At 66.6% G+C, this 13711-nt stretch carries 13 protein-coding genes and 1 riboswitch; of the genes, 11 read left to right on the top strand and 2 right to left on the bottom strand.

Annotated features, from left to right (window positions below):
- Positions 1-2: 2 nt before the first annotated feature.
- The 3 genes from ASD94_RS09915 to ASD94_RS09925 are packed head-to-tail and all read left to right on the top strand — an operon-like array spanning position 3 to position 2009.
- Positions 3-572 (top strand): HAD family hydrolase, encoded by a 570-nt coding sequence (locus ASD94_RS09915; protein ID WP_056642114.1) that lies wholly within the window; start codon positions 3-5, stop codon positions 570-572.
- The gene (lptC, locus tag ASD94_RS09920; RefSeq protein WP_056642116.1) at positions 569-1189 is read left to right on the top strand and encodes an LPS export ABC transporter periplasmic protein LptC; all 621 of its coding nucleotides are present in this window, start codon (positions 569-571) and stop codon (positions 1187-1189) included. Before ASD94_RS09915 ends, lptC begins: the two co-directional genes overlap by 4 nt.
- A 37-nt stretch (positions 1190-1226) precedes the next feature.
- Entirely contained in the window at positions 1227-2009 is a 783-nt protein-coding gene (locus ASD94_RS09925; RefSeq protein WP_056642120.1) for an SDR family oxidoreductase, read from the top strand.
- 116 nt (positions 2010-2125) lie between these two features.
- Here ASD94_RS09925 and ASD94_RS09930 read toward each other — a convergent pair whose 3' ends face one another.
- Both ASD94_RS09930 and ASD94_RS09935 read right to left on the bottom strand, forming a co-directional pair.
- On the bottom strand, positions 2126-2683 hold the full coding sequence (locus tag ASD94_RS09930; RefSeq protein WP_056642122.1) for an RNA-binding protein: 558 nt from the start codon (positions 2681-2683) through the stop codon (positions 2126-2128).
- A 271-nt stretch (positions 2684-2954) separates the two neighbouring features.
- On the bottom strand, positions 2955-3332 hold the full coding sequence (locus tag ASD94_RS09935) for an RNA-binding protein (protein ID WP_056642126.1): 378 nt from the start codon (positions 3330-3332) through the stop codon (positions 2955-2957).
- Between the two features lie 245 nt (positions 3333-3577).
- A riboswitch (yybP-ykoY riboswitch) is annotated at positions 3578-3763 on the top strand.
- A gap of 16 nt (positions 3764-3779) precedes the next feature.
- Here ASD94_RS09935 and ASD94_RS09940 point away from each other — a divergent pair.
- The 8 genes from ASD94_RS09940 (at position 3780) to ASD94_RS09975 (ending at position 13678) form a co-directional block, all read left to right on the top strand.
- Positions 3780-4346, top strand: a complete 567-nt coding sequence (locus ASD94_RS09940) for a TMEM165/GDT1 family protein (RefSeq protein ID WP_056642129.1) — start codon at positions 3780-3782, stop codon at positions 4344-4346.
- Between the two features lie 245 nt (positions 4347-4591).
- On the top strand, positions 4592-5722 hold the full coding sequence (locus tag ASD94_RS09945; protein ID WP_056642131.1) for a homoserine O-acetyltransferase: 1131 nt from the start codon (positions 4592-4594) through the stop codon (positions 5720-5722).
- Positions 5719-6303, top strand: coding sequence for a methionine biosynthesis protein MetW (gene metW, locus ASD94_RS09950; protein ID WP_056642134.1), 585 nt, complete (start codon positions 5719-5721; stop codon positions 6301-6303). Before ASD94_RS09945 ends, metW begins: the two co-directional genes overlap by 4 nt.
- A 68-nt stretch (positions 6304-6371) precedes the next feature.
- Positions 6372-7508 (top strand): glycerophosphodiester phosphodiesterase, encoded by a 1137-nt coding sequence (locus tag ASD94_RS09955; RefSeq protein ID WP_056642137.1) that lies wholly within the window; start codon positions 6372-6374, stop codon positions 7506-7508.
- 232 nt (positions 7509-7740) lie between these two features.
- The gene (locus ASD94_RS09960; RefSeq protein ID WP_056642203.1) at positions 7741-8568 is read left to right on the top strand and encodes a hydroxypyruvate isomerase family protein; all 828 of its coding nucleotides are present in this window, start codon (positions 7741-7743) and stop codon (positions 8566-8568) included.
- 155 nt (positions 8569-8723) lie between these two features.
- Positions 8724-10787, top strand: a complete 2064-nt coding sequence (locus ASD94_RS09965) for a methyl-accepting chemotaxis protein (RefSeq protein WP_056642139.1) — start codon at positions 8724-8726, stop codon at positions 10785-10787.
- A 103-nt stretch (positions 10788-10890) separates the two neighbouring features.
- A complete protein-coding gene (locus tag ASD94_RS09970; RefSeq protein WP_056642142.1) occupies positions 10891-12117 on the top strand; it encodes a GGDEF domain-containing protein in 1227 nt (408 codons plus the stop codon).
- 70 nt (positions 12118-12187) lie between these two features.
- Positions 12188-13678, top strand: coding sequence for a M20 family metallopeptidase (locus ASD94_RS09975; RefSeq protein WP_056642146.1), 1491 nt, complete (start codon positions 12188-12190; stop codon positions 13676-13678).
- Positions 13679-13711: the final 33 nt, after the last annotated feature.

Below are 13711 nucleotides of genomic sequence, written 5' to 3' on the forward strand. Positions count from 1 at the left end.
CGATGGCGCTGTCCCCGCAGACCTTTCCCTCTCCCGCCCTGCAGATCGACCCGGAGCTGCTGCTGCGCGCTCAGGGTGTGCGCGTGGCCTTCTTCGACGTGGACGGCGTGCTGACCGACGGCGGCCTGTACTTCAGCGAAGCGGGCGAGACGATCAAGCGCTTCAACACCCTGGACGGGCATGGTCTCAAGCTGCTGCAAAAGGCGGGCATCACCCCCGCTGTGATCACCGGCCGTGACTCTGCCCCGCTGCGCGTGCGCCTGAAGGCCCTGGGCGTAGAGCACGCGGTGTTCGGCACCGAAGACAAGCGCCCCGCCGCCGAACAAATCCTTGCCACCTTGGGCCTGACCTGGGCGCAGGCCGCTGCCATGGGCGACGACTGGCCCGACCTGCCTGTGATGCGCCGCAGCGCCTTCGCGTGTGCGCCCGCCAACGCCCAGACCGAGGTGCGCCATGCGGCCCATTTCGTCACCCAGGCGCGCGGGGGCGACGGTGCGGCGCGTGAGCTGTGCGACCTGCTGCTCGTGGCCACGGGCCGCTATGCGGCGCTGCTGGCGGACTACACCGCATGATCCGCGTGATCCGCCAGGGCTGGGACCAGCTCTCGATCTACCTGCCCGTGGTGCTGATGGGCCTGCTGGCCCTGGGCACCTGGTGGCTGGTGCGCAACGCGCCCATGCCGCAGTTGCCCGCCATCGACCGGCCCGTGCAGCATCAGCCAGACTATTTCATGAAGTCCTTCTCGGTGAAGACGTTCGACGCCACGGGCCGCCTGCAGAGCGAGGTGCAGGGCGATGAGGCGCGCCACTACCCCGACACCGACACGCTGGAGATCGACCAGGTCCGCATGCGCTCGGTCAGCCTCGATGGCCGCGTCACTGTAGCTACCGCCAACCGGGCCCTGAGCAACGCCGACGGGTCGGAGGTGCAGTTGTTCGGCAATGCCATCGTCACGCGCGAACCCTTGCCCGCCAAGCCCGGGGCAGCGGCGCAGCCCCGCATGGAGTTCCGGGGGGAGTTTCTGCATGCGTTCACCAACACCGAGCGGGTGCGCTCTGACCAGCCCGTCACGCTCACACGCGGCAACGACCGGTTCACCGCCGACGGCATGGATTACGACAACCTCGACCAAGTGCTGCAACTGCGCGGGCGGGTGCGCGGCATGATCCTGCCGGGCACCACTCGGTAGTCCCATCCCTGCCTTGTCGCCCACTGCCGGAACGTACATGACCACTCCCCTTGTCTTCATCACCGGCGCCTCCAGCGGCATTGGCCAGGCCTTGGCCCACCGCTACCACCGCGCAGGGTACCGCCTGGCACTGGTGGCGCGGCGCACTTCCGAGGTCAAAACATGGGCAAGTGCTCAAGGTATAAGCCCTGATAGCTATGAAATTTATAGTGCTGATGTGTCGGTGACTGACAGCATCGTGGCTGCGGGGCGTGACTGCATTGCGCGCCAGGGGGTGCCGGATGTGGTGATTGCCAACGCAGGCATCAGCGTGGGCATGGACACAGCCGTGCTGAGCGATATCGAGGTCATGGCTCGCACCTTTGCCACCAACAACATCGGCATGGCGGCCACGTTCCAGCCGTTTGTGGACGCCATGGTGCAGCGCGGCAGCGGCACCCTGGTGGGCATTGGCAGTGTGGCCGGCATCCGGGGCCTGCCCGGCCATGGCGCCTATTGCGCCAGCAAGGCGGCCGTCATCAGCTACTGCGAAAGCCTACGGGGTGAGTTGCGTCCCCACGGCGTGCGCGTGGTGACGGTGTCGCCGGGCTATATCGATACCCCCCTCACGCAACAGAACCGCTACAGCATGCCGTTTTTGATGCAGCCCGCCGATTTTGCCGACCGGGCGTTCCGCACCATTCAGGCAGGCGTGAGCTACCGGGTCATCCCCTGGCAAATGGGCGTGGTCGCCAAGCTGCTGCGCATGCTGCCCAACCCCCTGTTCGACAAGGTGCTGGCGGGCCGCCCGCGCAAGCGCCGTCAGACTGAAATGCAGTAAGGGCGGCGCCACGCTTGGCGCCTAAGGCGGAGGGGGCGACCAACTACTCCCTCGAAATCCGGCTGCCCATGAAAAAAGCCCCCGAAGGGGCCTTCTGACAGAAAGAACCGTGGGGTTCAGTAGCCGCCGTTGCCGCCGCCACCGTAGCCACCACCGCCGCCATTGCGGCCGCCGCCACCACCGTTGCGCGAGCCCGAACCGTACGGGCTGCGGAAACCACCTTCGCTGCGGCCACCGCCGCCGTAGCCCCCGCCACCGCCCTCCCGGCCACCGCCGTAACCACCACCGCCGCCGCCCTCGCGGCCACCACCGTAGCCACCGCCGCCTTCACGGCCGCCGCCATATCCGCCACCACCACCGCTGCGGCCACCGCCGCCGTAGCCGCCACCACCGCCGCCAAAACCACCGCTGCGGGGTGGGCGCGGTTCCATGGGACGGGCTTCGTTGACCACGATGCTGCGGCCACCCAGTGGCTGGCCGTTCATGCCGTTGATGGCGGCCTGGGCTTCTGCGTCGCTGCCCATCTCCACAAAGCCAAAGCCCTTAGAGCGACCCGTGTCGCGCTCCATCATGACCTTGGCGCTGGTCACGGCACCGAACTGGCCAAAGGCCTGTTCCAGATCACCGTCGCGCACCGAGTAAGGCAGGTTGCCGACGTACAGTTTGTTGCCCATCGAGGGACTCCTCAAAAACACATGGATAAAGCGATGGAGTCCCCAAAACGCAGCCAGCTAATCTCAATGACGCTCTCAGCGCGAAACTGACGGATCACCGCAAACTTGAAATGCGGGCCAAACCCGCCAGACCATTATGCGCCACACTTTTGCGGAAAAAGCAAGGGGCTTTGTACGCTGTGGTGCACATGCCGCGCCAGAACGCAAAAAGGAGCCCGAAGGCTCCTTTCTTTGCCGTCGGCAGACCCTGAGGACTGCCGATAAGGACTTTTTAGTAGCTGCTACGGCCACCGCCGTAACCGCCACCGCCGCCACCACCGTAGCCGCCGCCGCTACGGCCACCGCCGTAACCGCCGCCGCCATTGCCACCACCGAAGCCACCGCTACGGGGAGCGCGGGGCTCCATAGGACGGGCTTCGTTGACCACGAGGTCACGGCCACCGAAGTTTTGACCATGCACGCCTTGGATGGCGGCTTGGGCTTCAGCATCGCTGCCCATTTCGACAAAACCGAAACCCTTGGAGCGGCCGGTGTCACGTTCCATCATGACCTTGGCGCTGCCAACCGAGCCGTACTGGCTGAAGGTCTGTTGCAGATCTTCGTCGCGGAAAGAGTAGGGCAGGTTGCCCACGTAAAGTTTGTTGCCCATGAAGGACTCCTGAAAAAACACAAAAACGCGATGGAGCCCGACGCAATCAACAAACCTGTGACGACTTCAAAGACGCGAAACTGACCATTCACCGCTAAGCTAACTGCCCCTCTGCGAGCAGAAGAGCGAATCCATTATTAATCACTTTATGGGGCCCGTGGGGTTTTATTTCTGGGTAGATGGGCTCAAAACGCTGGGTTGGCGTGGTTTTTCGGTGAATTTCCGGGCAAACCATAAGGTAGAATCCGCCAGTCTTTGGGGAGTAGCCCGCCCGGCCGCGCAATGCGTCGGGGGCATGCGTCAACACACTTGGGTTCTTTGAAACCTATGGCGTATGCGGCTTTTGAGCTGGGCGAGACCATTGACTGCAAACCGATCCACATGGCCGGAGTCGGGGTGCAGTCAATGCGTTTTCCACCCATCCGGCCGGATAGGACCCCCTCCCCCATGGAAGCCTTCTTCATTTCCACCGCCATCGTCGCGCTCGCCGAGATGGGCGACAAGACGCAGCTGCTCGCGCTGGTGCTGGCAGCGCGTTTTCGCAAACCCTGGCCCATCGTGCTGGGCATCCTGGTCGCGACCCTGGTGAACCACGGCCTGGCCGGCGCGGTCGGTGCGTGGGTGACCACCTTCCTCGGCCCACAGGTATTGCGCTGGATCCTGGGTGCCTCGTTCATCGCCATGGCGATCTGGATGCTGATCCCCGACAAGCTGGACGAAGGCGAAGCCGACGGCTCCCCGCGCTGGGGCGTGTTTGGCACCACGGTGGTCGCGTTCTTCCTGGCCGAGATGGGCGACAAGACCCAGATCGCCACCGTCATGCTGGCCGCCAAATACAACGCCTACCTGTGGGTGGTGGCGGGCACCACGCTGGGCATGATGCTGGCCAATGCGCCGGTGGTCTGGCTGGGCGAGCGCATCACGCGCAAGGTGCCCATTCGCGCGGTGCACCTGGTGTCAGCCGTCATCTTCCTGGTGCTGGGGCTGCTGGCGATTTTTTCGTCGGCGGGTTGATCTGATCGATGCAACGGGCTGGGCGAGGCGACGCTGCTTTGGTATATTTGCCGAACGCGCCGATTTGCCACAGCTTGCGGGCGCTTTATAAATTCTGCTAAAGACCCGTCCGACACACCTGCCCGGCCTCGTTTTTAGCGACGCCGGGTATTTTTTTGCCGAAGGCATGCCTTTGGCAAAAGCGGCTCCCCAGGGACCTGCAGCGTGCGCAAGCGGTGGAACGTGAGGGCTTACCAGTTCCAACTATGTCGTTCATCGCCACACCCCAGTCCATGCACTTCCCGGATGCGCTGCCGCTGCAAAGCGGCGCGTCGATCCGCGACTACCACCTGGCCTTCGAGACCTACGGCACGCTCAATGCCGACCGCTCCAACGCCGTGCTCGTGTGCCACGCCCTCAACGCCTCGCACCACGTGGCGGGCGTGTATGCCGGGCAGGACAAGAGCGAGGGCTGGTGGGACAACATGATCGGCCCGGGCAAGCCCGTGGACACCGACCGCTTCTTCGTCATCGGTGTGAACAACCTGGGCTCGTGCTTCGGCTCCACCGGCCCTATGCACAACCACCCCGATACGGGCGAGGTCTATGGCGCGGACTTCCCCGTGGTCACGGTGGAAGACTGGGTCAACGCCCAGGCCCGACTGCTGGACCGCCTGGGCATCCAGCAACTGGCCGCCGTGCTGGGCGGCAGCCTGGGCGGCATGCAGGCGCTGAGCTGGACGCTGCAATACCCCGAGCGCATGCGCCACGCCGTGGTGGTGGCCAGCGCGCCCAACCTCACGGCCGAGAACATCGCCTTCAATGAGGTGGCGCGCCGCGCCATCGTGACCGACCCGGACTTTCACGGCGGCCATTTCTACCGCCATGGCGTGATCCCCAAACGCGGCCTGCGCATCGCCCGCATGATCGGCCACATCACGTACCTCAGCGACGATGTGATGAACGAGAAGTTCGGGCGCCAGCTGCGCGAAGGCATCGACCTGAAATACAGCACGCAGGACATCGAATTTCAGATCGAAAGCTACCTGCGCTACCAGGGCGACAAGTTCAGCGACTACTTCGACGCCAACACCTACCTGCTGATCACCCGGGCGCTCGACTACTTCGACCCCGCCCGCGCGCATGCCGACAACCTCACGCGCGCGCTGGCGCGGGCGCAGGCCAGATTCCTGCTCGTGAGCTTCACCACCGACTGGCGTTTTTCGCCCAGGCGCAGCCGCGAGATCGTCAAGGCCCTGCTCGACAACCGCCGCAGCGTGAGCTACGCCGAGATCGATGCGCCCCATGGGCACGATGCATTTTTGCTTGATGACGCTCGCTACATGGGCGTGATGCGCTCTTACTTCGATAGCATTGCCAAGGAGTTGCAACCATGACCGAAAAAGCGGCAATGCAAGCCCTGGCGCGCCTGGTGCCCCCCGGCTCGCGCGTGCTCGACCTGGGCTGCGGCAACGGCGCCATGCTCGACTACCTGCAGCGCGAGCGCGGCTGCAGCGGCTATGGTGTGGAGATCGATGACGCCAACGTGTTGGCCTGCGTGCAGCGCGGGGTGGATGTGATCCAGCTCAACCTCGACGAGGGGCTTGCCATGTTTGACGACAACAGCTTTGACGTGGTGCTGCAGATCGACACGCTGCAGCACCTGCGCAATGCCGAAACCATGCTGCGCGAGACAGCGCGCGTGGGCCGCACCGGCGTGGTGGCGTTCCCCAACTTTGCGCACTGGCCCAATCGCCTGTCGATCCTGCGCGGGCGCATGCCCGTGACGCGGCGCCTGCCCTACCAGTGGTACGACACGCCCAACATCCGCGTGGGCACCTACAAGGACTTTGAGGTGCTGGCGACCAAGAACAGCCTGCGCATCCTCGACGCCTTCGGGCTGCAGGATGGGGAAGAGGTGCGCTGGCTGCCGAATGCGCGCGCGGGCACAGCCGTTTTTCTCTTCGAACACGCCTAGGCCTCCTCGCGACACACCGCTGTCAACCGCATCGGCTAAGGTGCGGTCTCCGTTTGTAGGAGACCCGCATGAAACGCATTGCACTGCGCGCCGTGACCGCTGCTGCGCTGCTCACCACCTGGGCGCTGGGCGCCGTGGCCCAGCAGGCCTGGCCGCCCACCCCCACCGTGATTGCCCACCGGGGCGCCTCCGCCGTGCGGCCCGAGCACACGCTGGCCGCGTACCAGAAAGCCATTGACGACGGCGCCGACATCATCGAGCCCGATCTGGTGATCACCAAGGACGGCGTGCTGGTGGCCCGGCACGAGAACGCGATTGCCATCCTGAACGCCGACGGCTCCGTGAAGGAAGCCACCACCGACGTGGTGGACCGCCCCGAGTTCGTGGGACGCAAAACCACCAAGACCATCGACGGCCAGGCCATCACCGGCTGGTTCACCGAGGACTTCACGCTGGCCGAGCTGAAAACCCTGCGCGCCCGCGAGCGCATTCCTGCGCAGCGCCCGGCCAACGTAGCCTACAACGGCCAGTTCGAGGTGCCCACCTTGCAGGAGGTGATCGACCTGGCCAAGGCCGCCACGGCCAAGACCGGCCGCACCATCGGCATCTACCCCGAGACCAAGCATCCCACTTACTTCCAGTCCATCGGCCAGCCGCTGGAAGCGCCGCTCCTGGCGGTGCTGGAAAAGAATGGCTGGAACCACAAGGACGCGCCCGTGTTCGTGCAGTCCTTCGAGGTGGCCAACCTGCAGGCCATCCGCAAGCTCAGCACGGTGCGCCTGGTGCAGCTGGTGGCACCCTCGGGACGGCCGTACGACTTTGTGGCCCAGGGCGCGGCCAACACGCGCGGCTATGCCGATCTGATCACGCCCGAGGGCCTGAAGCAGGTGGCCACTTACGCCAACGCCGTCGGCCCCTACAAGACCCTGGTAGTGCCTGTGAAGGACGGTGTGCCCGGCGAGCCCACGCCGCTGGTCGCGCAGGCCCACGCTGCCGGGCTGGCCGTGCACATCTGGACGCTGCGGCCTGAAAATGCCTTCCTGCCTGCCGGTCTGAAAAAGGCACCCGCCACCGACGGCATCGTGCGCGGCGACAGCGTGGCCGAGATCACGGCCTACCTGCGTGCGGGCATCGACGGTTTCTTCACCGACGACTCGGCAGTGGGCCGTGCCGCCGTGCAGGCGTTCAGCGCGAAGGCCCAATAGTCGGACCACGGGGCCCGCGACGCGCCCGCCGAGGGTGTGCGTGGCCACCCCGTCTTGCCAGCGCATGGGATCTGATTGCTATGAATAATGTAGCTAAAGAAGCAGATTCCACTAGCACTATCGGCCCATAAGGCCTGTTTTCTGCCTCTGGGGGATCTCACAGGCCTGCCTGTGGGCCGTGGCGCGATAAGCTGGCAGGGTTTTGTTTGCTGCGGCACCCGCCGCACCGCCCATGCCCCAGTTTTGCGCCAACCTGAGCCTGATGTACTCCGAGCTGCCGCTGCTCGACCGCTTTGCCGCTGCGGCACGCGACGGATTTCGGGCGGTGGAGCTGCACTTCCCTTACGCGTTCGACCCTGGCGAGATCGCTGCCCGGCTGCAGAACAACGGTCTGCAGCTGGCGCTGCTCAACGCCCCGGCGGCCGGTGCCGACCGCGCCGACATGGCCTGCGCCTGGGAGCGGGGCGCGCGCGGTCTGGCCGCACAGCCGGGGCGGGAGACAGAGTTTCGCGCCGGGGTGCTGGAGGCCTTGCGGTATGCCGAAAGGCTGCGCTGCCCCTCCATCCACGTGCTGTGCGGCACCGTGCCACCGGACGTGGAGCGTGAGTCGCTCAAGGCCCTGTGTGTGGGCAACCTGCGCTGGGCGGCAGACCAGGCGGGGCGCGCAGGGTGCGACATCCTCATCGAACCCACCAACCTGCGCGACGTGCCGCGTTACTTCCTGAACCGGCAGGACCACGCGCACGAACTGCTCGATGCGGCCCAGGTGCCGCACCTGAAGGTGCTGATGGACCTGTACCACTGCCAGCTGGTGGAAGGCGACCTCCACGGCAAGCTGCAACGCTACCTGCCCACGGGCCGCGTGGCCCACATCCAGGTGGCAGGCGTGCCCGCGCGCAACGAGCCCGACCGGGGCGAGCTGCACTACCCGTTCCTGTTCGACACCATCGACGCCCTGGGCTACAAGGGCTGGGTGGGTTGCGAATACCGCCCGGCGGCTGATACCTCGGCCGGTCTGGCGTGGCGGGACCGGGCGCTGACAGCTTCTGCAGGGCGCTGAACCCCGCCCCTAAGCGCAATCGCCCCGGGCCTCCAGTCCGCACAATTGCGTAAGGGAATGCGTGAATAAATGTAACAAGACTCTGGCCGTAGATTCAGAGCAGACCGGCCCAGCCGGCTTTGTGCATTCGCGTTCACTAGCAGGAGACATCCCCCATGGCAGCATCCCTTGCCAACAACCGATCGGTCGCGCGCCAGGTCACGTTGACCGCCATTGCGCTGGTGGCCCTGGTGCTGGTGCTGGTGGGGCTGGCGATTGCCGTGCTGACCGAACGCAGCACCCGCGCCCAGGTAGTGGCCAGCGTGGGCGACACGGCGCAGAGCGTGGCGCAATCGCTGGACGCGGCCGACAACACCAACCGCGAGCTGGTGCAGCTGACCATGAAGGGCTTCCAGCGCTACTTCGAGGCCGCCATGCAGCTCGACGAAGCCTCGGGCGAGCTGCGCAGCTACGGCGCGCTGGTCAACGAAGACTATGGCTCGGTCGATAAATTCGCCAGCGAGACGGGCGGCATTGCCACCGTGTTCGCCAAGAAGGGCGATGACTTCGTGCGCATCACCACCTCGGTCAAGAACGACAAGGGCGAGCGCCAGATGGGCACGCCGCTCGGCCGCACCGACCCGGCCTACGCCACGGTGGCCAAGGGCGAGCCCTACACCGGCGTCACGGTGGTGAACGGCAAGCCCTTCATGGGCCACTACCTGCCCGCCAAGGACGCCTCGGGCAAGGTCATTGCACTGCTGTTCATCGGCAACGACATCAGCGTCTTCCATGCCATGCTGCAAAAGCAGGTGGCGCAGACGAAGTTTTTCGAGCATGGCGGTACCTACGTGATCAACCCCGGCACCTCGCTCGACCAGGCCTTGTTCGTGTACCACCCCACGGCACGCGGCAAGCGCGTGCTGGAGGCCTATCCGCAGGCGCGCCCCTTCTTTGAAGCGCTGGCTGCATCGCAGGACGGCTTTGTGCGCGAAGCGGCCGACGTGCTGGGCACCGGCGCTGAGAACCCCTGGGCGCTGGTGCGCAAGACCAGCGGCGGCTGGTGGGTGGTGGCCGAGGTGGCAGACGGTGAGGCCATGGCCAGCCAGCGGCGCGTCACGCTCGCCGTGTGGGGTCTGATGGCCGTGGCCGTTGTGCTGCTGGCCATCGGCCTGTTCGTCATGCTGCGCCGGGGCGTGAGCCGCCCGCTGCAGGACCTGACCCAGGCCATCACGCTGGTCGCGCAGGGCGACCTGACCGAGGCCTTCCACACCACCCGGCGCGACGAGATCGGTGCGCTGGTGCAGGAGGTGGAGGGCATGCGCCAGCGCTACACGCAGATGCTGCAGCAAGTGCGCAATGCCGTGGACAGCATCACCACCGCCAGCGCCGAGATCGCCAGCGGCAACCAGGACCTGTCGGCCCGCACCGAGGCCACAGCCAGCAGCCTGGCGCAGACCGCACAGAGCATGGAGCACCTGACCTCCACCGTGCGCCAGTCGGCCGACGCCGCACGCCAGGCCAACCAGCTGGCCAGCACCGCTGCCGAAGTGGCCGCACGCGGCGGCCAGGTGGTGGGCGAGGTGGTCACCACCATGGGCGACATCAACCAGAGCTCGCGCAAGATCGCCGACATCATCGGCGTGATCGATTCGATTGCGTTCCAGACCAACATCCTCGCGCTGAACGCCGCGGTGGAAGCTGCCCGCGCGGGCGAGCAGGGCCGGGGCTTTGCCGTGGTGGCCAGCGAGGTGCGCAACCTCGCCGGGCGCAGTGCCGAGGCCGCGCGCGAGATCAAGGCGCTCATCGGCGCGTCGGTGGAGCGGGTGGAGTCTGGCGCGCGCCTGGTGAAGAACGCGGGCAGCACGATGGACGAGATCGTGGGCTCGGTCCAACGCGTGGGCGACATCATTGGCGAGATCACGGCCGCCTCCAGTGAGCAGTCCGACGGCATTGGCCAGGTCAACACCGCCGTCAACCAGCTCGACCAGATGACGCAGCAGAACGCCGCGCTGGTGGAGCAATCGGCCGCCGCAGCCCAGAGCCTGCGCGAGCAGGCCACCCGGCTGGCGGGCGCGGTGCAGGTGTTCAAGCTCTCGCGTGGTGATGGCACGGCGAGCCAAGGCGGCCTGGGCTACGCCCAGCGCACGGCCCTGGCCGCGCCCATGGCGCAAACCGGCGATGGCGAGGGGCAGCATGCGCCCGGCAGCGGCGCCCGGGCGCCCGCCCAGCTGCAATAGGGGGCTGACATAAGGGGGGGAGGGAGCCTGCGGCCGCATGCGGGCGGCCGCCCATGGTTTATGCTGGCTTGATTCCTCCCCGCCCCACCGTCCCCCTGCATCTATGGCCGCCCACGTCCCCACCATGCTGGCAATGATCATTGCCAGCTCCCTCATGATGGCGGCCTCCATGGCCGTGGTGGGCTGGGGACGGCGGCGCGATGGCCTGGGCCTGTGGGCTGCGGCCCTGCTGGTCAATGCCATCGGCCACCTGCTCATCATGTTGCGCGGCCTGATCCCCGATGTGTTGTCCATCGTGGTGGGCAATCTGCTGCTGTCCAGTGTGTTCGTGGGCCTGATCTCGGCGGTCTACCAGTTCCAGGGGCGCCCGGTGCGCTGGCCGCTGCTGCTGGCGCCTCCGCTGCTGGTGCTGGTCTTTGTCTCGGTGTTCATCGACAACTTTCCGGCGCGGGTCAGTTTTGTGGGACTGTCCATCGGGCTGCAGGCCGTGTGGGCGCTGCTGGCGGCGGTGTCGCACCGGCATGAGACGGTGGGGCGCGGCCAATGGCTGCTGGTAGCCGGCCTGGCTGTGGAAGCCGTGGTGCTGGGCGGGCGCGCCGTGGTGGCCGTCAGCACGCACGCCGAGGCCACCAGCATCCTGCAAAGCAGCGCGCTGCAGACCCTGACCTTTTTTGCGACCTTCTCGGTGGTGCTCGTCAGCTCGGTGGGGTTTGTGTTCATGCTGCGCGACCGGGCCGACGAAAACAACCGCGTGCTGGCTGCGCTGGACCCGCTCACCGGCGTGGCCAACCGCCGCTCGCTCATCACCGCGCTCGACCGCGACGTGGCCCGTGCACAGCGCATGCGCGAGCCCATGGCGCTGCTGATGGTGGACATCGACCACTTCAAGGATGTGAACGACCAGTACGGTCACCCTGCGGGCGACCGCGTGCTGTGCAGCGTGGTCAACGTGTTGCGCCAGCGCGTGCGCGCGCAGGACCTGGTGGGCCGCTATGGGGGTGAAGAGTTCCTGGTGCTGCTGCCCGACACCGGGCTGGCCGGGGCCGAACAACTGGCGCGCGAACTGTGCAAGGCGGCAGAGGAGTCACGCTGCCCTGTCGACGGCGTGCCGGGCCCTGGCATTGCCGTCACGGTGAGCATTGGCGTGTTCGGCGGGCGGCTGGAGTCGGGCGACAGCTGGGACATGCTGATCGCTGCCGCCGACCGTGCGCTGTACCAGGCCAAGAACAACGGCCGCAACCGGGTCGAGGTGGCCACGGGGCTGCGCCGGCCCAGCGCCCAGCTGGTGGCCCAGGCCAATCCCGAGACCCTGCCAGAGTCTCTGTATTGATCGATGGCGCCCGGCGGGGGGTTGTGTTGGAATGGTGGATTGATCACCTTCCGCCTTCAGGAGCCCCACCATGAACGCCCGCGTGCCCTCCCAAGTCCTGCAGCCTGAGCTGGCCCTGCAGCGTGTCAGCCACGCCTGGGACAGCGACATTGTTCGCCAGCTCACCGACTACATCGCCATCCCTGCCAAGTCCCCCACCTTCGCGGCCGACTGGGCCGAGCTGGGCCTGCTCGACACCGTGGTGCGCAATGCCGCTGCCTGGGTGGAGTCGCAAAAGGTCGAGGGCCTGACGCTCGAAATCGTGCGCCTGGAAGGCCGCACCCCCGTGCTGTTCTTCGAGATCGCCGCCACCCAGCCCAATGCCACCGACACCGTGCTCATGTACGGCCACCTGGACAAGCAACCCGAGTTCTCCGGCTGGCGCAGTGACCTGGGCCCTTGGACGCCCAAGTACGAAGACGGCAAGCTCTACGGCCGCGGTGGTGCCGATGACGGCTACGCGGTGTATGCCAGCATCGCTGCCGTGCAAGAGTTGAAGCGCCAGAACGTGCCGCACCCGCGCATCGTGGGCCTCATCGAAACCTGCGAGGAAAGCGGCTCCCGCGACCTGCTGCCCTACATCGATGCGCTCAAGCCCCGCATGGGCAATGTGGCGTTGGTCGTGTGCCTGGACTCGGGCGCCGGCAACTACGACCAGCTGTGGCTCACCACCAGCCTGCGCGGCATGGCCAGCGGCACGCTCAAGGTCGAGATCCTGACCGAGGGCATCCACTCGGGCGATGCCTCGGGCCTGGTGCCCTCGTCGTTCCGCATCATGCGCCAGGTGCTCGACCGCCTGGAAGACAGCGCCTCCGGCCGGCTGCTGCCGCAGAGCTTCCACTGCGAAGTGCCCGCCGACCGCATGGCCCAGGCCCGCGCCACGGCGGCCATCCTGGGGGAAGAGGTGTACAAGCGCTTCCCCTGGGCGCACTACGACTGCGGCGGCTCCACCACGTTTGCGCTACCCACCACCACCGACCCGGTGCAGGCGCTGCTCAAGCGCACCTGGGAGCCCACGCTGAGCGTGACTGGTGCCGATGGCTTCCCGGCGCTGCAGGACGCGGGCAACGTGCTGCGCCCCTACACCGCGTTCAAGCTCAGCCTGCGTTTGCCCCCGCTGGTGGACGCCGCGCAGGCCGTGCAGCAACTCAAGTCGCTGCTCGAAGACAACGCGCCTTATCAGGCCAAGGTCACCTTCCAGAGCGGTGGCGGTGCCACGGGCTGGAACGCCCCGGCCACCACGCCCTGGTTCGAGCAGGCGCTCAACGAGGCCTCGCAGGCCCACTTTGGCGCGCCCTGCGGCTACATCGGCCAGGGCGGCACCATTCCGCTCATGAACATGCTCAGCGAAGGCTTCCCCAGCGCGCAGATGATGGTGTGTGGCGTGCTGGGCCCCAAGAGCAACGCGCACGGCCCCAATGAGTTTCTGCACGTGCCCTATGCCAAGCGCCTCACCGCCTCCGTGGCACACGTGATGGCGGCCATGGCCCAGCAGGCGGCCGCTGCGGCCACGGCCCCTTGATAGACGAGGGCGCCACACCAGGCGCCCTGGGTG

It is taken from the genome of Acidovorax sp. Root70 (assembly GCF_001428225.1).
Taxonomy (GTDB): domain Bacteria; phylum Pseudomonadota; class Gammaproteobacteria; order Burkholderiales; family Burkholderiaceae_C; genus Acidovorax.

What these genes read in the sequence shown, in the direction of transcription:
- ASD94_RS09945 (WP_056642131.1), top strand. Translation starts at nt 4,592, where the DNA reads ATGTCGTTCATCGCCACACCCCAGTCCATGCACTTCCCGGATGCGCTG.
- ASD94_RS09915 (WP_056642114.1), top strand. Translation starts at nt 3, where the DNA reads ATGGCGCTGTCCCCGCAGACCTTTCCCTCTCCCGCCCTGCAGATCGAC.
- ASD94_RS09925 (WP_056642120.1), top strand. Translation starts at nt 1,227, where the DNA reads ATGACCACTCCCCTTGTCTTCATCACCGGCGCCTCCAGCGGCATTGGC.
- lptC (WP_056642116.1), top strand. Translation starts at nt 569, where the DNA reads ATGATCCGCGTGATCCGCCAGGGCTGGGACCAGCTCTCGATCTACCTG.
- ASD94_RS09970 (WP_056642142.1), top strand. Translation starts at nt 10,891, where the DNA reads ATGGCCGCCCACGTCCCCACCATGCTGGCAATGATCATTGCCAGCTCC.
- ASD94_RS09960 (WP_056642203.1), top strand. Translation starts at nt 7,741, where the DNA reads ATGCCCCAGTTTTGCGCCAACCTGAGCCTGATGTACTCCGAGCTGCCG.
- ASD94_RS09965 (WP_056642139.1), top strand. Translation starts at nt 8,724, where the DNA reads ATGGCAGCATCCCTTGCCAACAACCGATCGGTCGCGCGCCAGGTCACG.
- ASD94_RS09930 (WP_056642122.1), bottom strand. Translation starts at nt 2,683, where the DNA reads ATGGGCAACAAACTGTACGTCGGCAACCTGCCTTACTCGGTGCGCGAC.
- ASD94_RS09935 (WP_056642126.1), bottom strand. Translation starts at nt 3,332, where the DNA reads ATGGGCAACAAACTTTACGTGGGCAACCTGCCCTACTCTTTCCGCGAC.
- ASD94_RS09940 (WP_056642129.1), top strand. Translation starts at nt 3,780, where the DNA reads ATGGAAGCCTTCTTCATTTCCACCGCCATCGTCGCGCTCGCCGAGATG.
- ASD94_RS09955 (WP_056642137.1), top strand. Translation starts at nt 6,372, where the DNA reads ATGAAACGCATTGCACTGCGCGCCGTGACCGCTGCTGCGCTGCTCACC.
- metW (WP_056642134.1), top strand. Translation starts at nt 5,719, where the DNA reads ATGACCGAAAAAGCGGCAATGCAAGCCCTGGCGCGCCTGGTGCCCCCC.
- ASD94_RS09975 (WP_056642146.1), top strand. Translation starts at nt 12,188, where the DNA reads ATGAACGCCCGCGTGCCCTCCCAAGTCCTGCAGCCTGAGCTGGCCCTG.